This window comes from Nitrosomonas sp. Nm132 (assembly GCF_900100485.1).
Taxonomy (GTDB): Bacteria; Pseudomonadota; Gammaproteobacteria; order Burkholderiales; family Nitrosomonadaceae; genus Nitrosomonas.
Genome location: NZ_FNDH01000005.1, coordinates 31,726 through 54,644 on the forward strand (window position 1 = coordinate 31,726; position 22,919 = coordinate 54,644).

23 protein-coding genes are annotated in these 22,919 nt (G+C 48.0%); 5 read left to right on the forward strand and 18 right to left on the reverse strand.

What is annotated here, in order from left to right:
• The first annotated feature begins 26 nt into the window (after window positions 1-26).
• Entirely contained in the window at window positions 27-497 is a 471-nt protein-coding gene (locus BLP80_RS03275) for a pilin (protein WP_090540117.1), read from the forward strand.
• Between the two features lie 352 nt (window positions 498-849).
• Here the strand turns inward: BLP80_RS03275 and BLP80_RS03280 are convergent, their stop codons facing one another.
• From BLP80_RS03280 to BLP80_RS03310, 7 genes are all read right to left on the reverse strand, one after another.
• A complete protein-coding gene (locus BLP80_RS03280; RefSeq protein WP_090540119.1) occupies window positions 850-1,215 on the reverse strand; it encodes a DUF2442 domain-containing protein in 366 nt (121 codons plus the stop codon).
• Window positions 1,216-1,220: 5 nt separating this feature from the next.
• On the reverse strand, window positions 1,221-1,478 hold the full coding sequence (locus BLP80_RS03285; protein ID WP_090540121.1) for a DUF4160 domain-containing protein: 258 nt from the start codon (window positions 1,476-1,478) through the stop codon (window positions 1,221-1,223).
• Between the two features lie 117 nt (window positions 1,479-1,595).
• Window positions 1,596-3,974 carry a GspE/PulE family protein gene (locus BLP80_RS03290; RefSeq protein ID WP_090540279.1) on the reverse strand — a complete coding sequence of 793 codons (2,379 nt, stop codon included), beginning with the start codon at window positions 3,972-3,974 and terminating at the stop codon, window positions 1,596-1,598.
• A 362-nt stretch (window positions 3,975-4,336) separates the two neighbouring features.
• Window positions 4,337-4,762, reverse strand: a complete 426-nt coding sequence (locus BLP80_RS03295) for a universal stress protein (protein WP_090540123.1) — start codon at window positions 4,760-4,762, stop codon at window positions 4,337-4,339.
• 102 nt (window positions 4,763-4,864) lie between these two features.
• The gene (locus BLP80_RS03300) at window positions 4,865-5,590 is read right to left on the reverse strand and encodes a TerC family protein (protein ID WP_090540125.1); all 726 of its coding nucleotides are present in this window, start codon (window positions 5,588-5,590) and stop codon (window positions 4,865-4,867) included.
• 12 nt (window positions 5,591-5,602) lie between these two features.
• Entirely contained in the window at window positions 5,603-6,763 is a 1,161-nt protein-coding gene (locus BLP80_RS03305; RefSeq protein WP_256324930.1) for a patatin-like phospholipase family protein, read from the reverse strand.
• Window positions 6,756-7,013 carry a hypothetical protein gene (locus BLP80_RS03310; RefSeq protein ID WP_371128800.1) on the reverse strand — a complete coding sequence of 86 codons (258 nt, stop codon included), beginning with the start codon at window positions 7,011-7,013 and terminating at the stop codon, window positions 6,756-6,758. Before BLP80_RS03310 ends, BLP80_RS03305 begins: the two co-directional genes overlap by 8 nt.
• Window positions 7,014-7,175: 162 nt before the next feature.
• Here BLP80_RS03310 and pip point away from each other — a divergent pair, with 162 nt between their 5' ends.
• Complete coding sequence (gene pip / locus BLP80_RS03315; RefSeq protein ID WP_090540127.1) at window positions 7,176-8,138, forward strand: prolyl aminopeptidase; 963 nt, start codon at window positions 7,176-7,178, stop codon at window positions 8,136-8,138.
• Window positions 8,139-8,140: 2 nt separating this feature from the next.
• Here the strand turns inward: pip and bioD are convergent, their stop codons facing one another.
• The 5 genes from bioD to bioB are packed head-to-tail and all read right to left on the reverse strand — an operon-like array spanning window position 8,141 to window position 12,685.
• The gene (gene bioD / locus BLP80_RS03320) at window positions 8,141-8,821 is read right to left on the reverse strand and encodes a dethiobiotin synthase (RefSeq protein ID WP_090540285.1); all 681 of its coding nucleotides are present in this window, start codon (window positions 8,819-8,821) and stop codon (window positions 8,141-8,143) included.
• A 13-nt stretch (window positions 8,822-8,834) separates the two neighbouring features.
• On the reverse strand, window positions 8,835-9,716 hold the full coding sequence (bioC, locus tag BLP80_RS03325; protein WP_090540129.1) for a malonyl-ACP O-methyltransferase BioC: 882 nt from the start codon (window positions 9,714-9,716) through the stop codon (window positions 8,835-8,837).
• Window positions 9,706-10,464, reverse strand: a complete 759-nt coding sequence (gene bioH, locus BLP80_RS03330; RefSeq protein ID WP_090540131.1) for a pimeloyl-ACP methyl ester esterase BioH — start codon at window positions 10,462-10,464, stop codon at window positions 9,706-9,708. Before bioH ends, bioC begins: the two co-directional genes overlap by 11 nt.
• A gap of 44 nt (window positions 10,465-10,508) precedes the next feature.
• Complete coding sequence (gene bioF, locus BLP80_RS03335; RefSeq protein WP_090540133.1) at window positions 10,509-11,675, reverse strand: 8-amino-7-oxononanoate synthase; 1,167 nt, start codon at window positions 11,673-11,675, stop codon at window positions 10,509-10,511.
• Between the two features lie 5 nt (window positions 11,676-11,680).
• Entirely contained in the window at window positions 11,681-12,685 is a 1,005-nt protein-coding gene (bioB, locus tag BLP80_RS03340; protein ID WP_371128802.1) for a biotin synthase BioB, read from the reverse strand.
• 273 nt (window positions 12,686-12,958) lie between these two features.
• Here bioB and BLP80_RS03345 point away from each other — a divergent pair, with 273 nt between their 5' ends.
• Entirely contained in the window at window positions 12,959-13,495 is a 537-nt protein-coding gene (locus tag BLP80_RS03345) for a ComF family protein (RefSeq protein ID WP_256324931.1), read from the forward strand.
• A 22-nt stretch (window positions 13,496-13,517) separates the two neighbouring features.
• Window positions 13,518-13,973 carry a tRNA (uridine(34)/cytosine(34)/5-carboxymethylaminomethyluridine(34)-2'-O)-methyltransferase TrmL gene (trmL, locus tag BLP80_RS03350; protein ID WP_090540139.1) on the forward strand — a complete coding sequence of 152 codons (456 nt, stop codon included), beginning with the start codon at window positions 13,518-13,520 and terminating at the stop codon, window positions 13,971-13,973.
• Window positions 13,974-14,224: 251 nt separating this feature from the next.
• Here trmL and pilQ read toward each other — a convergent pair whose 3' ends face one another.
• From pilQ to BLP80_RS03375, 5 genes are read right to left on the reverse strand one after another with little or no spacing between them, the layout of a single operon-like run.
• Window positions 14,225-16,354 (reverse strand): type IV pilus secretin PilQ, encoded by a 2,130-nt coding sequence (gene pilQ / locus BLP80_RS03355; protein WP_090540141.1) that lies wholly within the window; start codon window positions 16,352-16,354, stop codon window positions 14,225-14,227.
• A complete protein-coding gene (locus tag BLP80_RS03360; RefSeq protein ID WP_090540142.1) occupies window positions 16,354-16,875 on the reverse strand; it encodes a pilus assembly protein PilP in 522 nt (173 codons plus the stop codon). The genes pilQ and BLP80_RS03360 overlap by 1 nt, the downstream gene beginning before the upstream one ends.
• Window positions 16,872-17,498 (reverse strand): type IV pilus inner membrane component PilO, encoded by a 627-nt coding sequence (locus tag BLP80_RS03365; protein ID WP_090540144.1) that lies wholly within the window; start codon window positions 17,496-17,498, stop codon window positions 16,872-16,874. Before BLP80_RS03365 ends, BLP80_RS03360 begins: the two co-directional genes overlap by 4 nt.
• Before the next feature lie 18 nt (window positions 17,499-17,516).
• Window positions 17,517-18,104, reverse strand: coding sequence for a PilN domain-containing protein (locus BLP80_RS03370; protein ID WP_090540146.1), 588 nt, complete (start codon window positions 18,102-18,104; stop codon window positions 17,517-17,519).
• The gene (locus BLP80_RS03375; protein ID WP_090540148.1) at window positions 18,101-19,204 is read right to left on the reverse strand and encodes a pilus assembly protein PilM; all 1,104 of its coding nucleotides are present in this window, start codon (window positions 19,202-19,204) and stop codon (window positions 18,101-18,103) included. Before BLP80_RS03375 ends, BLP80_RS03370 begins: the two co-directional genes overlap by 4 nt.
• A 247-nt stretch (window positions 19,205-19,451) precedes the next feature.
• On the opposite strand from BLP80_RS03375, the gene BLP80_RS03380 reads away from it, so the two are divergent.
• On the forward strand, window positions 19,452-21,767 hold the full coding sequence (locus tag BLP80_RS03380) for a penicillin-binding protein 1A (RefSeq protein ID WP_090540149.1): 2,316 nt from the start codon (window positions 19,452-19,454) through the stop codon (window positions 21,765-21,767).
• Between the two features lie 16 nt (window positions 21,768-21,783).
• Here BLP80_RS03380 and hemB read toward each other — a convergent pair whose 3' ends face one another.
• Window positions 21,784-22,791, reverse strand: coding sequence for a porphobilinogen synthase (gene hemB / locus BLP80_RS03385; RefSeq protein WP_090540151.1), 1,008 nt, complete (start codon window positions 22,789-22,791; stop codon window positions 21,784-21,786).
• Between the last annotated feature and the right edge of the window lie 128 nt (window positions 22,792-22,919).

Consider the following 22,919-nt stretch of genomic DNA (forward strand, 5'->3'; position numbering starts at 1 on the left):
TTTTTTAACCCAAAGGAGAGTGATTCATGCAACAGATGCAAAAAGGCTTTACCCTGATCGAACTGATGATCGTGGTGGCGATTATTGGTATTTTGGCGGCGGTAGCGATTCCGGCTTATCAGGATTACACCATCAAAGCTAAGTTATCAAATGCAATTTCAGGAGTAAATTCATTAAAAACTGCTATTGCAGTTTGTGGTCAAGAGGCGGGAGGGGTTCTTGACAATTGCAACTCTAAATCTAATGGTGTTCCAGATGTTTCAACTTTGACTTCCAAGGAAATTACAGAAGCTAAGGTTGCTGCTGGGGTAATAACCATTAAATTAGCAACCGGAATCAGTAAAGATGTTGATGGCAAAACCATAATCTTTACTCCCAAGTTTGACGCAAACGGCAACAATTTAAAATGGACGAATTCCACTGATATTGCTGCTGGTGTAGGTAAGGAGCATATTGAAAAAACTAATGAAGCTGCAGCTGCAGCGCCAGCACCATAACCAGCCCGCGTAGGGCGCAACCCGCGTAAGGCGCAATAACCACCGGGCATTGCGCCATATGTGTCTATATTGAACTTCCGGTGCAATGCGCTGCGCTGATTGCACCCTACAAGTTGTACCCCACCGCCTGAACCGCTCTCGAAAAACCTTGAGCGGCTTTTTTTACTTCCGGATGTTATTCCGCCTAAACTAAAAGACAGGGTCCTACCTTACCCCCTGTCGCTCACGCCGCTTCCATCCTGCCAACCAACCCGCGTAAGGCGCAATAACCATCGGGCATTGCGCCATATGTGCCCATATTGAACTTCCGGTGCAATGCGCTGCGCTTATTGCACCTTATAACCCAAACCGCCTAAAAAAACTCCGCGGTGGTTTTTTTATTGCTATTTTTTAATACCTCTGATGCTTTTATATCAGTATGACTTTCATGATTATCCACATACCCCCACTTCCTGAACTGAGACTGTAACTCGGGATCATCTTTAAATGCCTGAAAATAAATATACTCAGGCGCGAGATCTGCACCATTAGGCCAAACGATTGTTTCCAGCTCTTCGTCAACAACAAAGCTTGAAAATACCGATTTATCTTTTAATGGCTCAAATACCAAACCTTTTAAAGCGCCTGATAGATCGGCCACGCCCTTCCTGCCATTATTAAATGACACGGCTATTTTATAATCTTCCAAATACTCGGCGCTGATAACATGAAGAAACATAATAATCACTCCAGTGGTTCTATAGCCTTTGGGGTTTCACTTTTTTGACAAAGTTCCCAATTCTTGATTAATTCACTTTTATGCAGTTCATACCATTCAAGCACATGCCCTAATGCACGTTTTGGAAATTTTCCTTCTACCACTCCATTTAAAATATTTACAGTTATCTCATATTCTGAATATCTTGCATGAAAATGCGGTGGTGCATGATCTTCCCAATACATCACTATGATTATCCCTAGGAATCTACTAATTACCGACATTTGAAATATTTGTTTGTTTTTCAATCACTTTCACTGGGAGTACCTTTCAATTACATAACAATCGTAAATTACAAAACTAAAACTACCCTCTTTTCCAGGCCAGGCAGAAATTTACTTTTACTTGATGCACACCGCCCGTACCTGATGAATGTCAGTAATGCCCTGTAACACTTTATCGATGCCATCCTGTTTCAAGGTGCGCATGCCATCATTGAGCGCGGTCACGAGCATTTCGGCTACCCGCGCATGTTCCTGGATGTTCTTTTTCAGCGCATCGGTTGCGGTCAGGAGCTCATGTAACGCCACCCGTCCGGCATAACCTGTGCCATTGCAGCGATCGCAGCCAACCGCTTCATACAGCGTGATCTGCCTTTGCTCACCGCCATATTCCTGCAGCCAGCGGCTTTCGATTTCCTGGTAAGCCGCTTCAGGGCTAACCTTGAAATGATCGATATATTTCAATTCTTCGCAGTATTCTGTCAACAACCTGCGGATTTCTTCGCGCGGTGCGATATGGGGTTTCTTGCACTTGCACAGGCGCTTGGCCAGGCGTTGTGCCAGAATACCCAACAAAGCATCGGAAAAATTGAACGGATCCATGCCCATATCCAGCAGGCGGATGACCGATTCCGGCGCGCTGTTGGTATGCAGCGTGGCAAACACCAGATGACCGGTCAGCGAGGCTTCGATACCGATGCTGGTGGTTTCCTTGTCGCGCATCTCCCCCACCATGATGATATCAGGATCGGCGCGCAGAAAAGACCTCATCACCGCGGCAAACGTCAGACCGGCCTTGACGTTGACCTGTACCTGGCGCAATCCTTTCTGGGTGATCTCCACCGGGTCTTCAGCCGTCCAGATTTTGGTTTCGGGGGTATTGAGGTGCTTCAGCACCGAATGCAGCGTCGTGGTTTTACCGGAACCCGTCGGGCCACAGACGAAAAATAACCCATAGGGCTTGCTGATAATTGACTTGAGTTCCTGCAGATTGCGGGAAGTGAAATTCATTTTCTCCAGCGGTATCGGCTCTCCTGCAGACAGGATCCGCATGACCACATCTTCCAGTCCACCGGCTGAAGGGAGCGTGGCTACCCGCAATTCGATATCGAGCGGCGCAAATTTCCTGAACTTTATTTTGCCATCCTGCGGTTTACGCTTCTCGGAAATATCCAAATCACACATGATCTTGATCCGTGTCACCAGCGCATTGCGGTAGCTTGCCGGAATTTCGATATAGGGCATTAGCGTGCCATCCTTGCGAAAACGGATCTTGGTTTTTTCCTTGCCCGGATAAGGCTCGATATGAATATCGGAAACACCCATCTTATAGGCGTCTACGATGATCTTGTTGACCAGCTTGACGAGCTCGTTTTCAGAAGCGGCAGAAGCTTCGTCTACCTCGATTACAGATTCTTCCTCGTCCTCCTGGAGGTTAAAGAGCATGTCATTGATATTGCCGGTATCTTCCAGGACAGCGCCTTTTCCAGCCCCATAAAATAAATCCAGGGTCGCCTTGAACTCTCGCTGGGTGCAGACGGTATAGATGATGTCGTGCTTGGGGAAAATCTGATTGACGACACGCAGCGCCTTGATTCTTTCAGGATCAAGCGTCAACACCACCAGACCTTCTGCTGTGTCGTCAATCGGTAGCCAGTGGTTGCTTTCGGCAAAATCCCGCTTGAGATGCTTCAACACTTCCATCGGCTTAATCCGCTCAGCCTGGTACGGCTCATAGCGCACACGGAAGTAGCTCGATAGCGCTTCGCCAATTTGCGCCGGGCTGATCCGAAACTCATCGATCAGCACATTTTCCAGATCACACCCCTGTTCACGTGCAGATCGTGCCGCCAGCTCAAGTTCAGAAGCTGACAGGACCGCATTTGCAATCAAATGATCATATCGGGATTTGGCGAGTAATTGCTGCTTCTGGCGTTGCTTGAAAGCAATGGCCAGTACCTGGCAGATTTCGCCTGCTCCCTCAACAATCATGTTGGGAAAAGGGGTATCCTCCTTATGATTGATGGCTTGCAGCACACCCAGTAATTCGTTATCCCCTGCATTCAGAATCGGTACTGCCAGCATTTGCCTGGTTCGGTAGCCGGTTCGTTTATCCCCTTCCTTGAGAAAGCGCAAGCGTGCGTCCACTTTCACCAGTTCATGCTGATCGTAAACATCCTTCAAATTGACGATTTTTTTGTTCAGGCTGACAAAACCCACAATACTGTGTTCGGTAATCGGTCGCTTCAAGTCCTGGAATAAACCGACGCCAGTCTTCACCCGTGAAATAATAGACGATTTATCTTCACTCACCGTATAAACGATCAGACGATCTGCATTGAACAAAGCGCAGATGTCCTTACTGACTTCCAGCATGATCTCATCGAGATTGTTGGCAGCCTGAATCCTGTTGACGATCTCGTGTAATTTCTGCGAAAAATTCTGCTGGCGATTGACCCCAGAAAAATTATCTGATAATGGTTCCAGTGCGATTTGCATATTCATAATGATATTTATTCAGGAAGATCTCCATGCAAAAGATTACCCATTAACCTGCGAAGATCGCGCCTGGAAATCACTTCCAGGCGCAATCAGTCAGCGCATTCTTTTATTTCAGGTGCGATCAGCTCAGCCTCGCCTGCCGAGATGAGCTCGTACTGCATAGATGGCCGATCACTATTGGGAGTATTGGCAACATCGGGCTACTATGCCCATTAGACGCATGCCTAATGCGGGTTTATCTTTACCAGCTTACCCAGCTTGTGAATTTCAAGATGTGATTACCTTCTTGCCCTGATATTTAACACGACTTGCCTACAGGGCATTTCTGGTAACAGCAGAGGAATTACACCCGATTCCTGTTATTTGATCAAAAGGACCGGAATCGGTGAAAGATGGATCAATTTGCTCGCGACTGAACCGAGCAACACGCCTTGTACCGAGCCAAGTCCACGCGGCCCGATAACAATCTGGTCACACTGTTTTTCTGTCGCAAATTGAACGATCATTTTTGCCGCATCGCCGACTGTCACATGGTACTGATAGGCAACACCTGCCTGGTCCAGCAGATCGCGCGTTTCTTTTAAATCCTTCAATCCTTCTTCCTGATGATATTCCCGGATACTTTCCTGGCTGATAAACATGGAAACATCGCCACGCAAAGGAAACTGCACATTGAGCAAGTGAATTTGCGGCACTTCCTTATACCAGCCGAGCAGCTGGATAAAATGAGCAATGGCCTTGTTACAAGCAGTGGAACCATCTACCGGCAGCAGCATTTTTAACATGATGCACTCCTCTAAATTATGTTTTTCATCCCATTCCTGATAGCTAGCCCGAATATTTCATAAATTGGCACGTGTCCTCACTTGCCTTTTGAAATATTTGGGCTAGGTCGGTTTATTCGTATCATCCGTAAGGTCGACTAAAGCAGTGGTATTTTTCTGTGCTCTAGCTGCCAGCCACTTTCCGCTGGCGATTACGACCAGCGCAGTAAAAACTGGCATAAACCAGTGTAGAAAAGCAGCATGAGCATTGACCCATTCTTTAGTCACCGTATCGGTAATGACCATATCGCCCGCAATCCAGCCAAGTAATCCAGCCCCCACAAAAATGGTGACGGGAAAACGATTCATCAGCTTCATGACCAGTTTACTGCCCCAGACAATGATGGGAACACTTACAAGAAGACCAAAAATCACCAGCATCAGATCGCCTCTGGCAGCGCCGGCAATGCCTATCACATTGTCCAGGCTCATAACGGTATCAGCGATGATAATCGTTTTAATGGCTCCCAGGAGAGTGGTATTCGCATCGATTTCATGCGCGTCGCCCGTCGATTCCGGCAACAACAGTTTGATCCCTATCCAGAGCAGCAGCAACGCGCCCACGAGTTTCAGAAAAGGGAGCGTCAGCAGATTAAGCGCGAAAAAAACCAGTCCGACGCGTATCGCTATCGCACCAAATACCCCCCAGAAAATTCCCAAATTACGTTGCTTCTCAGGCAATCGCCGACAAGCAAGCGCAATAACCACTGCATTATCTCCTCCAAGGACGATGTCAATCGCAATAATTTGTAGTGCCGCAACCCAAAATTGGGGATCAGAAAAATCCATATTCTACTTCTCTCAAGACATGGTAATAAATTTAAAAATTTCATCTTTCTGTTGCATCGTGTCACGATAACCCAGATCGACCAAGGCACGACAATAAGCAGCTTCAAATAAAACATAACTCAACAATCTCGAACCACTCGGTCCCATTGCACCCACTGCCCGATATAAAAAACGCATGGTAGGTGGCAAGGAATTGGCATGCTGCAGCGCGATTTCGTTGATTCTTTCGCTAGGCGAGATCACCATCGATTTTATGGTACGCAGTAAAATACCCCCTTCTTTTTTGGCCTCAGGTGGAATGAGCGCTAACGTTCCATTAATGCGCTGCAAACGCTCCAGATCAACTTCCAAACTATCGACAAAAATACTGCTCATCACATGCCCGGCAATTTGCGCTACGGGGGGATAACTGGTTACTTTGACACGCTCGTCAAGGGACTCTTTTCTCTTGTTTACCCCAATCACCAGGATGCGATCCGCGCCGAGATGCAATGCCGGGCTCAGCGGCGCGAGCTGTCGCATGGAGCCATCGCCAAAGTACTCGCGATTTAGCCGGACTGCTGGAAAAATAAAAGGAATAGACGAAGAAGCCAGTAAATGCTGAATGCCAATACGTGCTGCCACGCCCACGCGCATCACGCGGCTCCAGGGGGAGATACTTTTATTGCCTTGATAAAACGTGACCGATTGTCCTGAAGTATATCCCCAGACAGTTACACCCAGTGCATGCAGCGCACCCATGTGGATACTCCGTTGAATACCGCGAAACGGCAGACGGCAGCCGAGTAGTTTCCTTAAAGGGGAATTATCCAGCAGCGCAAAAGGCGTTTTCGCCAGCTTTCTTGATACCAAGGAACCGACACAATGCATTGTGTTGCGAACGACACCTGGCAAATCTGCGCGGTGCACCTGGTCAACATGCAAATCCCCCCACACTGCCTCCAGTTGCCGCACCCCTGTGGCAAAATGAGTAGCCGACATGGCCAAACCGGCTGCATTAATGGCGCCGGCTGAGGTTCCACAAATAACGGGGAAAGGACTATGTGCATGGGGAGGGAACATCTCAGCGATTGCCCGCAGGACGCCAACCTGGTAAGCAGCGCGCGCGCCCCCACCCGTCAAGACGAGACCTAACTTGGGTAATGGCGCGGCAATATTATTCGGTTCATTCACTGGCAGTCGGCTTCTTTCTTACCTTCTCAAGGGCATCACACAAAGTTTCTTCCGATAAAGCATTCAAGTTGACTGATAATGCACGGGCAAATTCACAAGCATCCCCAGGCAATATTTTATTATCAAGTTTAGCAATAAGTTGCGCTGCTGCGCCGGCTATTTTCAGAAGACTCTGCCGTTCACTCATCAGTATTTCTATTTCTGCACGCAACATCGAAATCTCGCGCGCTTCTAATTGGGTATGCATCATAATCGTTTCCTCCAGTCAGGTATACTGCCTCAATCATTGCCCCACTTTAACAAAATCATTTCTTGAGCAAATAACCAAGCTCTCAGCCATTTGCCATGCTTTTCCTATACCGGCACAATCAGTAAACTACGGAACCCCTACCATCAATAACCAGAGGATGACATGTCACACACTGCGCTTTACCCAGAAATCGAACCCTATCACCAGGGAATGTTACCACTCGATGCGCGGCATACCCTATATTGGGAACAATCAGGCAACGCTGAGGGAATACCGGTATTATTTCTACATGGTGGGCCAGGTGCTGGATCAGCACCTGGCCATCGTCGTTTTTTTGACCCCGCTCACTACCGCATTATCATTTACGATCAACGTGGCGCTGGGCGTTCCACCCCTCTGGGCGAGACTCATGACAATACTACGCCCCATCTTATCGAAGATATTGAAACATTGCGGCAATATCTCGGTATCGAAAAGTGGCTGGTATTCGGGGGCTCCTGGGGCAGCACCTTGGCGCTGGCATATGGAGAAGCGCACCCGGCGCGTTGCCTCGGCTTTATTCTACGAGGCATTTTTCTGTGCCGCAAAAGCGAAATCGACTGGTTTCTCTACGGGCTGCGCCATTTCTTTCCTGATGCCTGGCAAGATTTCGTCGCACCGTTATCCCCACTCGAGCGAAATGACATTCTCGCGGCTTATTATCGCCATCTGATGGACCCTGATCCGGCTATCCATATGCCTGCCGCCCGTGCCTGGGGTCGCTATGAAGGCCGGTGCTCCACTTTGCTGCCGAGCCCGGAAACCGTCAATTATTTTTCAAGTGATACGGTTGCGCTAGGGCTCGCACGCATGGAAGCGCATTACTTCAGTCATGATATTTTCTTGCCACAAAATGCCTTGCTGGATAATGTCACAAAACTTCACCCTCTTCCTGCCATCATTGTGCAGGGACGTTATGATGCCGTGTGTCCGATCGTCAGCGCAAATGACTTGCACCAGGCCTGGCCTCAGGCTGAATATGTGATTATCGAGGATGCGGGCCATTCTGCCTGGGAACCCGGCATTCGATCGGCACTGGTTCAGGCCACCGATAAGTTCAAAGCAATGCTCTCTAATATGAAATAGCTTTACCGTTTTCTCAGTTGCGAAAGCTGCGTGATATCGAGCAAGCCGGCAAACTCTTTGGCAGCTATTCTTTCGCGATACGGTAAAACGCCCAGCAGGGGACAATCAAGACGCTTTTGCAGCGCGCGAATGTTTTCTGCCTGGCTCTCCATATGAGGATCAATCTGATTGGCGACCCAGCCTGCCAGCGATAACCCGCTTGCGTGGATAGCGCGGGCGGTCAATAAGGCATGGTTGAGACAACCGAGCCGCAATCCTACTACCAGCACCACGGGCAGTGCCAATGCACGCGCCAGGTCGCTGGTATCGTGCCGCTCATCGAGAGGCACCAGAAAACCCCCTACCCCTTCAACAATGATGATCTCCGCCCTTTCCTGCAATGCATCAAAAGCCTGTTGTATGACCGCCAGATCAACGACGATACCGGCTTGCCTCGCAGCAATATGCGGCGCAATCGGTGGCAGCAACGCATAAGGATTGATCAGCGCACGCGCGGCTGAAATGTTACTGGCTTCGGCAAGACGCTCCACATCGACCCACTTACCCTGCTCGCAGCCTGCCGCAATGGGTTTCATGCCGACCGCTGATTTACCCGTCATGGCGAACGCATGCAGCAGCGCACAGCTCGTGATGGTTTTACCCACGCCGGTATCCGTTCCGGTCACGAAGTAGCCCGCTGGCATCATACTCAATGCTTTATTCCAGACCGAGTTTCCGTCTGGTCTCGGGTTTGAGTGCCGCCTGCCGCGGCTCCGGCTTCCAGGCGTGGCCATATACCACTTCATAGGTCGCTGGCAGCTTCCCTGCCTGCCGCAATGATTCATAGTGGGCCACCACCTGCTGCCATGTTCCTTTTCCGGTTAGTCCCCGCCGCCTGCCATGCGTCACATTGTGCGCGCCGATCGCCTTGAGATCGCGCAGGATGCCCATGACGTCATCGTAAGTGAGGGTAATGTACTCCATGTCCATCACTGGCGTGGCAAAACCGCTATGCACCAGCAGATCGCCGATATCGTGCATATCCATGAAGCGATTGATATGGCTGTAGCCATCCACCGTTTTAAAGGCCTGCTTTAATTCTTTCAGGGTATCGGGCCCGAAGGTACTGAACATCAGCAACCCTCCGCTTTTTAGCACACGGCGGGCTTCCGTGAATGCCTGCTTGAGATCATTACACCACTGTATGGTCAGACTCGACCAAATCATGTCTACGCAAGTATCCCGCAGCGGAAGCTGTTCGATATCTCCGCCCACATAATGCGCCACGCGGCGCTTTGCCAGCGGCAACCACTGCTGCCAGCGAGGAAGCGGAGGCCGCGCTTGAAGATGCATCGCCAGGGCGATATCCACTGCCACCAGTTGGCTGCGCGGATAACGCTCGGTAAGCTTACGGCTGCCATAGCCCGTGCCGCTGCCCATGTCCAATATCTGGTCAGGAGCGTATTTGATGTAATCCAGGCGTGAGAGCATGCGTTCGCATACTTCACGCTGCAATACGGCCGATTGATCATAGCTGGCCGCTGCGCGTTCAAACGCCTGGCGCAACTGGCGCTTATCTAAAATGTGATCATAAATCATACAAATTGGCTACAAACTGATCCGGATACGATAAAAACGGGGCATGACCACAGTGTGGAAAGCCGATAAATTTTGCGTGAGGCAAATGCCGATGCATCCATCTGGCTGCATCCACATGCGTGATCACATCATTTTCTCCATGCAAAAGCCATACCGGTTGAGAAACATCGGCTAATTTCTCCCGCAGATCATTCGTCAACAGAATCTGCAAACCGGCCCTGAGCGCGTCACTATCGGGTTGTTTATATTGCGACAATTGATTACGCAATTGCGCCAACACATTCGTCATGTCACGGCTGCCATTGACTTGCAGGGTAAAAAAACGGTTTAAGGTTTGCGCATAGTGGCGTTGCAGATTTTCCATGAAAAGCTGCAACGTTGGTTCATCCATTCCCCATCGCCAATCATCCCGTTTGACGAAACAGGGCGTGGTCGCCACCAGAATAAGCTTGCTTACCTGCTGTGGCACGGATAAGGCCAGCTTGATCGCGACCTGCCCCCCAAGCGACCAGCCACACACGATACTCTCCGCAGGTAAAATCTCCGCAACACTTGCTACGATCTCTTCGAACGAATAGGACTCCCAAGCCGGACTCTGGCCATGCCCTGGCAAGTCGACCAGGTGCAGCCGGTAATGCCTCGCCAGTTGCTCACGGACACTGCCCCAGATACCGCTGTGCATGGCCCAGCCATGCAGCATCACGAGATCGGGGCCCTTGCCTACAATGTCGACATGGAGTCGATTCATATCATGCTGCTATTTTTCATGTTATGCGTTCTGCCTATTTCCGGTTAAATGATTTTCGCTAAATCACGTAATGTTTCGATTAATTGCTCAATGTCTTCCTTGTGGTGCGCAGCCGATAAGGAAATACGCAGCCGGGCCTGGCCCTGCGGAACGGTTGGCGGACGTATCGCCGGCACGAGAATGCCTCTGTCGCGTAACGCCTCGCTTAAACGCACGGCTTCATCACTGCGCCCTACCATCAAGGGCTGAATCGGGGTCATCGAAGGCAATAATGGCCAGCGCAATGATTGCAATCCCCTTTTCAATTGCATCATGAGTCCCATTAGTTTTTCCCGTCGCCAGGTTTCCTGCTCGATCAATGACAGGCTGGCCAACAGGGTATGAGCCAATAACGCGGGTGCAGCCGTGGTGTAGCAATAGGTGCGCGCAAACTGAATGAGGGTTTCGATGATGTCGGACTGAGCCGCCACAAAGGCCCCGGAAACACCCGCTGCTTTACCGAGTGTGGCCATGTAAATAAGGTGAGATGAGTGCAGATTAAGCTCGTCAAACGTATGCAGCACCCCTTGACCGTTTCTGCCGAGCACCCCAAAGCCGTGCGCGTCATCGAGTAACAGCCAGGCATCATACTGTTCACATAACGCCAATAGCTTAACGGCAGGCGCAATATCGCCATCCATGCTGAATACGGCATCGGTTACCACCAGTTTACAGGCCGCTTCTGATTCAGCCAGAGACTGTTCTAGTTTTGTTAAGTCAAGATGAGGATAACGCGTGAAGGTTGCCCTGGAAAGCAGCGCGGCATCATTGAGTGAAGCATGATTAAGCTTGTCAGCGAATACGGCATCCCCGCGACCAACCAAGGCCGTCACCACCGCCATGTTAGCCATGTAGCCGGTAGAAAACAATAATGCCTGGGGCAAGCCAATAAAATGCGCCAATGCCTCCTCGAGTGCGTGATGCGCCGCAGAATGGCCGCTGATCAGATGAGAAGCGCCTGCTCCCACGCCATATCGTTGCGCGCCCGTACAAACCGCTTCAATCAGCGCGGGATGGCTGGCGAGTCCAAGATAATCATTGCTGCAGAAAGCAAGATAGGGCTTTTCTGCGATCGTTACATGCGTTGTCTGAGGGCCTTCGAGCATCAGCCGGCGACGGTATAGCCCCGCGTTTTCACGCTCCCTCAGTCGGACTGAGAGATTTGTCAGCATTCCAGTTATAAGGCGCGTAACCCCAGTTTCTCAAATAGCGCTTTGTCGTTTTCTGCTTCAGGATTGCCTGTCGTCAGCAGCTTATCTCCATAAAAAATGGAGTTGGCTCCTGCTAGAAAACACAGCGCTTGCACAGCCTCTGACATTTGCCGTCTGCCAGCGGATAATCTGACCATCGCTTTCGGCATGGTAATGCGGGCAGCCGCGATGGTGCGTACGAATTCGAATGAATCAAGCGCCTCGGTACCATAAAGGGGTGTCCCCTCAACTTGCACCAGATAATTGATCGGCACTGATTCAGGATAAGGATCCAGATTGGCCAACTGGGCAATCAACCCGGCGCGCGCAAGCCGGGATTCACCCATACCGACAATCCCGCCACAGCATACATTGATGCCTGCCTTGCGCACTTCCTCGAGCGTATCGAGCCGATCTTGGTAGTCGCGCGTGGTAATGATTTCACCATAGAATTCGGGTGAGGTATCCAGATTGTGATTGTAATAATCCAATCCGGCTTGTTTGAGTTGCTCTGCCTGACCTGATTTCAGCATGCCTAAAGTCGCACAGGTTTCGAGCCCCAGTGCTTTTACCGCCTCAATGATTGCAGTCATGCGGTCGATATCTCGCTGTTTGGGCCCACGCCACGCTGCGCCCATACAGAACCGTGTCGCCCCTTCTGCTTTGGCTGCCGCTGCAGCCTCGACAACGGTATCCGGCGACAGCATGTCCTGATTGTCAACGCCGGTATGATAGCGCGCGGCCTGCGGACAATAACCACAATCCTCCGGGCATCCCCCTGTCTTGACAGAGATCAGGGTAGATAATTGGATCGCATTGGCATCATGATATTGCCGGTGAATCGTTTGTGCTTGATGCATCAGATCAGTAAAGGGTAAATCCAGTAAAGCCTGGATTTGTAGAATACTCCAACGCGCCACACGACCCCGGTCATACTGATTGCCAATAGGTTTCTCTTGGTCGCTTAAAATGGACTTTGTGCTAGATTCAATCATAATTAACGGTCAAAAAACTTGGCTCTATCTATAATAAGGTGCCTGAAATCATCAAGGATTAGGCTTTAATTGTCAAATTTTCTTTCTAAATTTTTGAACAGGCGATTAAATTTTACGCAAATGCTGTTACCCACAAATTGCCTGCTGTGCCTGGCATCCTGTGAAGGTGATTTATGCTGCGCATGCCATGATAACTTACCTCGGTTACCCTCTGATCATTGTCCATCATGCTTATTACCAACGAGCGATTCACGCATCTGTGGCGCGTGCTTGGCAAGCTATCCCAGTTGGACCCGCGCGATCGCGGCATTACGCTATGCTTTTCCCATCGATGCCATAATCCATTCGCTGAAATATCAGGAAAATCTGACCGTCGCGCCTGTGCTGGCCAATCTATTAATGGCGAAAATGAATCATTGCGCTCCACCAGATGTCATCATTCCGGTTCCACTGCATCCGGTTAGATTACAAGAAAGAGGTTTTAATCAAGCACTGGAAATTGGGCGGCATCTATCCAAGAAAATGGGTGTTCCCCTCTTGCCGCATGCTTGTGTACGTACCCGAGACACGCTTTCTCAGACTGAGTTATCCTGGAAGAAGCGGCGCAGCAACCTGCGCAATGCATTTGCGTGCACCACGCGCTTTACGCAAAAGCATGTCGCCATACTGGACGATGTCATGACCAGCGGGGCGACATTGAATGAATTGGCAAAGGTAGTGCGCAAGCAGGGAGCCATCGAGGTCAGTGTATGGGCTATTGCGAGAGCGATCCCGTCATCCACTTCAATTAAAACAGTCGAGCTTTGAATTATTTTGCAGGAAACGCCCTATGTTTGATGTCATTCTCTATCAACCTGAAATTCCTCCTAATACCGGCAATATCATCCGGCTTTGCGCGAATACAGGCGCAACGCTTCATCTTATCAAGCCGTTAGGTTTTCTCCTGAATGACAAGCAGCTACTTCGCGCCGGGTTGGATTACCATGAATTTGCCAATGTGGTATTACATAAAGGCTGGCAAGAATGTATTCACAGCCTGCCAGGGCGGCGTATTTTCGCTGTATCCACCAAAGGCACTCAACGCTACGATCAGGTTAGCTATGCCAGCCAAGATGCTTTTCTTTTTGGTGCAGAAAGCCGCGGGCTACCGATTGAGATTATGGAAAGTTTTTCAGATAATCAACGTATCCATATCCCGATGCTGCCCGAACGTCGCAGCCTGAATCTTGCTAACGCGGTTTCTATCGTCGTCTACGAAGCCTGGCGACAACGAGGGTTTTCGTAAGCGAGAAATTTTAAAAATACCGCTACATCTCATGCATTTAGCCCGAATATTTCATAAATTCGCGTGCTGATCACGCAGGATTTTGATTAATAGGGAAGTTTTGAGAAAGAGGGGTATAGTGACTCATACACCCGGCTGAGCAAAATCTTTCTTATCAATCAAAAGGCAAGCGAGGGCGCGTGCCAATTTATGAAATATTCGGGTTAGCTTTCCAGTCGAACAGTCAGCTACGGTTTTTTGGATTTAAACCTTTAGCGCATATTTAGGTTGTCACTCAAGATCCGTGGTGTGACAAAAATCAGGAGCTCCCGTTTGTCATCCCGTTTCGCATTATTCTTGAAGATGTTGCCAAGTAGCGGCACATCGCCCAGTAGGGGCACTTTGTTTGTAGTGACCTTTTCCGCTCGCTCGAAAATCCCGCCAATTACCACCGTTCCACCATTCACGACTAATACTTCGGTTGTAATTTGTTTGGTATCAATAGCTGGCCCAGCAGGGGTATCCGTACCACGTGTATCCTGATTGACTTGCAGTTTCATAATAATATTGTCATCAGGAGTAATCTGCGGCGTCACCTTGAGAGCCAGTACAGCTTTTTTGAATTGAATCTGCGGCCTGCCCAGTTGGCTGACAATCTGAAAAGGTATTTCAGTTCCTTGCTCAATGGTGGCTTCTACCCGGTTAGCTGTTACCAGGCGCGGACTGGCGATCACTCTACCTTTACTATCTGATTCCAGCGCGGACAATTCCAGATTGATCAGCGAATCATCGTTGATCTTGATTAAACTGAGCGCTAAAGCAGCTGGTCCTCCTGCCACACCCGCCATCGCAGCCGCGGGTAAATTGACGTTAAGATTCCCTCCACCTGCCGGAGTGGCGCCCGCTGCGAGTCCACTGGAGCTATCCAGATTGCCAGAAATTCCCAGATTACGGTTTCCAATCTGGGTAGCATTTTGTATCCCAAATCGAGCGCCCAGATTGCGACTAAACGTATCCGTCGCTTCCACGATACGGGACTCGATCATGACTTGACGCACGGAGGTATCAAGGTTACTGACATGTTTGGCCACCTCTGCCAATCTGAGCGGAATATCGGTTACAGTTAAAGTGTTGCTGATATCGTCTATTTCTAACGTTCCACGTTGACTCAAAATTCCTTTGAGAGGAATTGAACTCGCCGTGCGGTAATTTAACTTGAAAGTTTCGGTGCGCAATGGTTCTAATTCGGAAATTTGCTGACGAGACTCCAGCTCGAGTTTTTCCCTGACAGCCAGCTCCTCACGCGGGGCGACAAAAATAACATTACCCATTCGACGCTTATCGAGCTCATGAGACTGGAGCACAATATCCAAAGCCTGGTCCCAAGGAACATCTTTCAGACGCAAGGTAAGATTTCCTTTAACTGAATCGCTGGCGATAATATTCAGATTAGTAAAATCAGCCAAGACCTGCAATACCGAGCGAACCTCCACATTCTGAAAATTAAGCGATAATTTCTCACCGGTATATCCCCCAGTCACCAGTTTCTTGTGTGCAGGAACATCGGCACCCTCAACGATCGGTTTAACCTCCAGAATAAATTTAGTGCCAGCCTGATAGGAAATATGCTCCCACCGCCCTTTTGGCTCAATGACCATCTGCACGCTATCGCCTTTTGTCATTGTTTCTATGGTTTGTACCGGCGTTGCAAAATCGACCACATCCAGGCGCCGCTCTAAATTAGGCGGCAAATACGCCTGGGTGAATTCGACCATGATTCGATTCCCCTGCTGGTGGACATCGATTCCCGCACCCAGCGCGGATAGATCGACTTCCACACGGCCTTCGCCATTCGCACCACGCTTGAAATCGATATCTTGCAGGCTAGGCAGCTTTTTCTTCTGAAGTTCTGCCGTTTTAAAGGAACGAGCGGCAGTGCTGGCCACTTCTCCCGCGTCAAATCCACTTAGCGAAATAAGGACGTGATTTCCGTCAACTTTACTCTCATAAGTCATAGGCCTCAACAAATTCATCACCAGGCGGGTACGGTTTTCAGTTTGAGCAATGTTAATACTATGCAAATCGCCGTCACCCACTTCCTGTACTTTTTTACCGAGTGCATTCACAGCATTGATAAAATCAAAATAAATCCTGGCCGGATTATTCAATGAGATGCCCACTGGAGCAGAAACAAGCGGTTGATCCAGTGATACCTTGATCATGATCCGCCTATTCCGATCGCTCATAACATCGATTGCATTGATTTTACTCTGCAGCGTTGTCCTCCCAGGCGCCAACTCATCCGCCGTAACAACGGGAATATGAAATAACAGAGACAATAACATCAATTGAGATGCATATTTCCATGCATGGAAAAATTCTCTTGCTATCGCCATTTTCATTATTTCTGTCCCTGAGCCTGTAACATGAGCGCACCACGGCGCTCGGTCCAATCATTGGCGCTGTCTTGTATGATTTCTTTTAGTTTGACTTCTGTCTCAGAAATGCCTGTAATCAACCCGAAGTTCTGACCTAAGTAGTTGCCGGCCTTGACACGATACACCGTGTTATCAGGAGCTCTCACTAATGCAAAGATTTGCTTGTTTCGCTGCAGCGTTCCAACCATTGCCAGATTCTCCAGCGGGAAGTTCTCTAATGCTTCCTTGCTGCGCTTTAGGTCAGGCTGGAGTGCGCCATGACGCTTTGACTGATTGTTTTTCCGGGCACTGAAAGGATCTGGAATATTAAACGCTTCATAATTAAACTGTGCAAAAGACTTGATTTCAGGCAGTGGATCAACCTTGCCATGCAATCCTTCCCCGGATTTGTTGACAAACTCCTCAAGATCGCTGTAGGTCCCTTCACTGCAGGCAGAAACCACAAGCAATAGCACACACCCTAAATGATAAGACCATTTGATCATTTATTTCCTTTGCTATTGCTCTTGCTCTGGCTGGCAAGTTCTTCGTCATCAAGATAGCGGAAGGTCTTTGCAGTAGCATTCAGTACTAGATGCTGCTCTTTCCCAGGAGTAATATCGATATCATTTAATGTCACGATACGCGGCAATTGAGAAACATCACTTGCGAAGGCGCCGATATCATGATAACTGCCTATCACACGAACAGTTACCGGTAATTCAGCATAAAATTCCTTAATCGTTTCGCTGGCCGCGGGTTTAAATAATTCAAATTGCAATCCTCGCCCCAAACCAGCCCGATTGATATCCACCAGCAAAGCATCTAATTCAGATTTATTGGGCAGCTGTTTCAGCATTACGCTCAGCGCCTGTTCAATCTCCTGTAGTTGCTGCCGCATGATCTCCAAGTTAACAGCACTCCTCTTTTTAATCAGGTAAGTTTCCTTGAGGGTGACCTCCTCTGCTTGGGCTCTTTCAAGCGCTTCCGATTGCTCCTGCCAATCTAGAAAATAACCTATAACGATGATGACTACCATCAAGGTAGCCAATGCGGCGGCCTTGATGACTGCTGGCCAGTCACCCGGATCATTGGGATCAAGAAGCCGCAACTCTTCCAACATATTCATTGCTATCCACCTTCGCAGCTAATTAGAAATATTCGCCGGAGTATGCTGACTATTAAAACCATTCAATAATTCAGCAAGCTTCACGTTCAAATCAAACTCATTCAAGCGCACATTGTTGACATTAGCTGCCTTGATTTCGATCAATAAAGGAGATTCAAATCTGGGTGACGCGTCCAGGTTTCGCATTAAGGTAGATACCCATGCATTAGATTGCGCATAACCAGAGAGACGAATATGCTGATTCGTCTGCTTGAGGCTCTTGAGATAAACTCCATCCGGCATGAGTCTTGCTACCTGATCTAATATATGAACGACGTTGGTACGATTGGCTTGTAATGTCTCCACTACCCCTTTACGTACCAGCAACTCCTGGATTTGCTGTTTAATTTGCTTGATTTCTTCAATTTGTTTGTCAAGAATCGCAATCTGGCTCTGCAGGTATTGATTACGCCCACTCTGATACTCAATTTTTCTCGAGATAACCTCATGCATTCCCCAGACTATCCCTACCCCCAGTACACAAGTGATTCCAGCGAGCATGGCAAACTGCTGTTGGCGTGCCTTGCGTTTAAGCTCACGATGTGGAAGTAAATTGATACGTATCATGATGGATCAAAACCCCGCATTGCCAGACCACAGGCAATCATTAACAAGGGTGCATCTATTTTTAGCTGCCTGGGAGCAATACGGTTGGATAACTCCATATTTATAAAAGGATTGACGACTTGTGTTATCACCTGAGTACGTTCAGTCACTATTTCCTCCAAGCCTGGAATCACTGCGCATCCGCCAGAAAGAAAAATATAGTTAACCTGTGTATATTGAGTAGAAGTAAAAAAGAACTGCAAAGCGCGGGTTACTTCCAGCGCAAGTGTTTCGCAAAAGGGTTGCAATACCTCCGTGTGGAAGTTCTCAGATAAGCTCCCATTGCGCTTGGCTGCTTCTGCTTCTTCAGAGGTCAAATTAAACTGATTCTGAATTTCCTGGGTTAACTGATCTCCCCCAAATGGCTGATCACGTGTATAAACAAATTCTCCATTGTAGAGAACATTAAGATGGGTAATGCTCGCGCCAATATCGACCAGCGCAATTACTTGGTCCTTGCCTCCTTCAGGCAGTTGACGCTCGATCAACTCAAAAGCGGTTTGGGCTGCAAAGTGCTCGACATCCATCACCGTAGCCTTCAGACCGGCAATGAATGCGGCAGCAACACGATCCTCCACTTTTTCTTTGCGTGAAGCAGCGATCATGACTTCCACTTCATCCGGATGATCAGGTATTGCTCTAACTACCTGAAAATCCAGATTTACTTCGTCCAGAGCAAAGGGAATATATTGGTTAGCCTCTGTTTCAACTTGAAAAGCCAGATCATCTTCCCGCTGTCCGGCTGGCACGACAATTATTTTGGTAATGACAGCCGCCGCGGGTAGTGCAAGTGCGATGTTCTTCACACGCGTCCCCATACGTTTCCAGGCACGACGGATACTGTCTCCAACAACTTCAAGATTATTAATATTTCCATCGAGAATGGCTTCTTTCGGCATAGGCTCAATTGCATAGCTCTCCAGGCGCAATGTATTCTCAGCTTTATTAACCATGGAAAGCTCGATCATTTTCACCGATGAGGAACTAATATCTACCCCTAGGAGCTGGGGTGACTTCGTAGAGAAGAAAGTAAGGTGGATATCAAAGCTTTTATTGAACATTGATTTATTAGAAGCAATATCTTAAAGTGAAGCTTTTTCTGGGCGGAATGCATATAGAAATCTTTATCGACGTGCGTTGAAACTGCCTAGCCAATCTATAATTTCTATAATTTCTTTAGCAAGCTGCTAGACCGGATAAAAATTCTGGCAGATCCCAAAACAGTTTGATTTGTATAAAAACAGCAGATATACCCTCTATAATTAGAGATTGATTTCTTATCTCACTTAGTTAGAAACTTTATTTCCCATGTTATTCCGTTGGCTGGCCTATCCCTTTCTAGCAGTGCTGGCAGCAAGCTTGATTGGTGTTTTGCTGATCGTTTTTGCAGCACTCATTATTATTCCGACATTACCTTCACTCGAGATATTGACTGATTATCGACCTAAAATACCGTTACGGATCTATAGCGCAGAAGGATTATTAATCGGAGAATTCGGGGAAGAACGTAGAAATTTTATAGAAATAGACGAAACACCAACCTATCTTAAGCAAGCTATTCTGGCTGCTGAAGATGATCGTTTTTATCAGCACGGTGGGGTTGATTACATCGGTGTTTTACGAGCCGCTTATTCCAATTTCACTGGAGGGGGCGCCCTTCAGGGCGCGAGCACGATTACTATGCAGGTTGCACGTAATTTTTTTCTGACCAAAGAAAAAACCTTGACCAGAAAATTCAGTGAAGCATTACTTGCATTCAAGATTGAGCACAGTCTGAGTAAAGATAAAATTCTAGAACTCTATATTAATCAGATATACCTGGGCCAGAGAAGCTATGGTTTCTCGGCAGCAGCCCAAACCTATTTTGGAAAGTCACTGGATGACATAAATCTAGCCGAAGCAGCCATGTTAGCAGGATTACCCAAAGGCCCCTCACGATTTAATCCAGTCGTCAATCCCAAGCGTGCAAAGATACGTCAGCGTTATGTATTGAAACGAATGCATGAACTCAACCTTATCTCCAGCGAAAAGTTAGCTATGGCAGAGAAACAACCGATAGCTATACATCGCCAAGTACGGAATTTTGCCATGCCGGCTGAATACGTAGTTGAGATGGCTCGACAGGTAATATATCAACGCTTTGGCGAAGAAGCGTATACGCGTGGAATTAAAGTTTTTACAACAGTGACAAAGTCTGATCAAGAAGCGGCCTATGAAGCGCTCCGTAAAGGCGCATTAGAATACGATAACCGCCATGGTTATCGAGGCCCTGAAGCTTTCATTGAGTTACCTAGAAATGATACAAACCTGAAAAAAAATCTAGAAGAGGTTTTGCAGCCATTTAATGACAGCAATGACATCCACATTGCTGTCGTGTTATCCGCCAGTTCAAATTCTGTTAAAGCTTATCACAAAGGTGGAGAGGTTATTCAGATGAGCGGAGATGGTCTCAAATTTGCCAAAAGATTTCTTACCGATGACCCTAAAGTGAGTAATAAACGTATTCGTCCCGGGGCATTAATTCGGATACAAAAGAACGAGAAAAATGTCTGGCAAATTGTCCAGCTTCCTCAAGTTGAAGCCGCACTCGTTGCAATTGATCCGATGGATGGAATGGTACGTGCCTTGGTCGGAGGATTTGATTTCAATCTCAATCAGTTTAATCATGTCACACAAGCGTGGCGACAAGCAGGTTCTAGCTTCAAACCATTCATTTATTCAGCTTCATTGGAAAAAGGATTTACCCCTGCGACTATCATCAATGATGCGCCTTTATTTTTCAATGCGGCACAGACCGGCAATAAGTCCTGGGAGCCTAAAAATTTTGATGGCAAATTCAGCGGTCCAATACGCATGCGCGTTGCATTGGCTCAGTCGAAGAACCTTGCATCCATTCGCATTCTCCAGGCAATCGGACCACGCTATGCCCAGGATTACATTACTCGTTTTGGTTTTGACAGCAATCGTCATCCGCCTTTTCTACCTATGGCACTAGGAGCAGGTTCCGTTACCCCCATGCAAATGGCCGCAGGTTATGCAGCTTTTGCTAACGGCGGTTTTCGTATTTACCCTTACTTCATTGATAGAATAGAAGATGATCAAGGCAGAATTCTTGATCATGCTCGACCCATGGTTGCTGGAAAAAACGCCAAGCAGGTGATCGATCCACGGAATGCGTTTCTTATGACCAGCATGATGCAGGATGTCATTCAACGTGGAACAGCCACCTCAGCAAAACGACTTGGCCGCAATGATATTGCCGGGAAAACGGGCACGACCAGTAATTTTATTGATGCCTGGTTCTGTGGTTTTCAGAAAGATCTGGTCACGATTACCTGGGCAGGTTTTGATGAACCCAGAACATTGGGCAGGAATGAAACTGGGGGACGCGTCACCTTACCCATCTGGATAAACTACATGGAAAAGGCGTTAAAAAATATTCCTGTTGCCACTTATGCTCCCCCCAAAGGAATCACTGTAGCCAGGATCAACCCGGGAACCGGATTGAGAGAACAGGGAGGAGCGATAAGTGAATATTTTTTCCACGAACAGCTTCCACCCGAGGCTGATTTACCTGCTGAGGAATTTGGGTCGATAGAAGAGTTGTGGAATCAGTCATTCTAAAATTAAGTTTTTTGGCTTACAGACTTTTCCTCAACCAGGTTGCCACATCCATTGCGAAATAAGTCAATATCGCATCTGCTCCTGCACGCTTGCAGGATAGCAAAGACTCTATGACGCAAGCCTCTTCATCTAGCCAGCCATTCATTGCAGCTGCCTTGAGCATGGCATATTCACCACTGACCTGGTAAACGAACGTGGGTGCGCCAAATTTTTCCTTTACCCTGCGTACGATGTCAAGATAAGGCAATCCTGGTTTTATCATGACCATATCGGCTCCTTCTTGCAGATCCAGCCGAACTTCCCATAGCGCTTCGTCCGAGTTGGCCGGATCCATTTGGTAAGTATATTTGTTACCGGAGCGCAGATTAGCTGAAGAACCCACTGCGTCACGGAATGGGCCATAAAAACTGGAAGCATATTTTGCTGAATAGGCGAGAATGCGAGTATGAATATACTTATTGTCATCCAATGCAGCGCGAATGGCAGCAATCCGTCCATCCATCATATCCGAAGGTGCAACGATGTCTGCTCCCGCTTGCGCGTGGACAAGCGCCTGTTGTTCCAGGACCCTAACTGTTTCATCATTCATCACATAACCACTGGCATCAATCAGTCCATCCTGACCATGACTGGTATAAGGATCAAGTGCAATGTCAGTAATAATCCCTAATTCCGGAAAATTCTTTTTCAATTGACTAACCACTTGAGGTACCAGCCCCTCAGGATTGAACGCTTCGTCCGCAGTTAAATTCTTTAATGAAGAATCAATGACTGGAAAAATAGCTATCGCAGGAATACCAAGTCGTAAGCACTTTTCAGCCTGAGGCATGAGCAAATCGACACTTAGCCGAACAACGCCTGGCATGGATGTTACTTTCTCTTTTCGTTTTTTCCCATCCAGTATAAAGACAGGATAAATCAAATCGTCTGCTCGCAAATGATTTTCTCGCACCAGACTGCGGGAAAAATCGTCGCGACGCAAGCGCCGCATTCTTTTTTGTGGAAATTGACTAATAAATGACATGATTAAAATAAAAATATAATTAACTGGGAACTTACTAGAAAATTCTGTCTCTTATGGATAGACGATGTTTTTTAATCGTCTCTCGCCTTCCCTCCCTGAGGCGGGGCCTTTGGTATAAGGCGATTCCC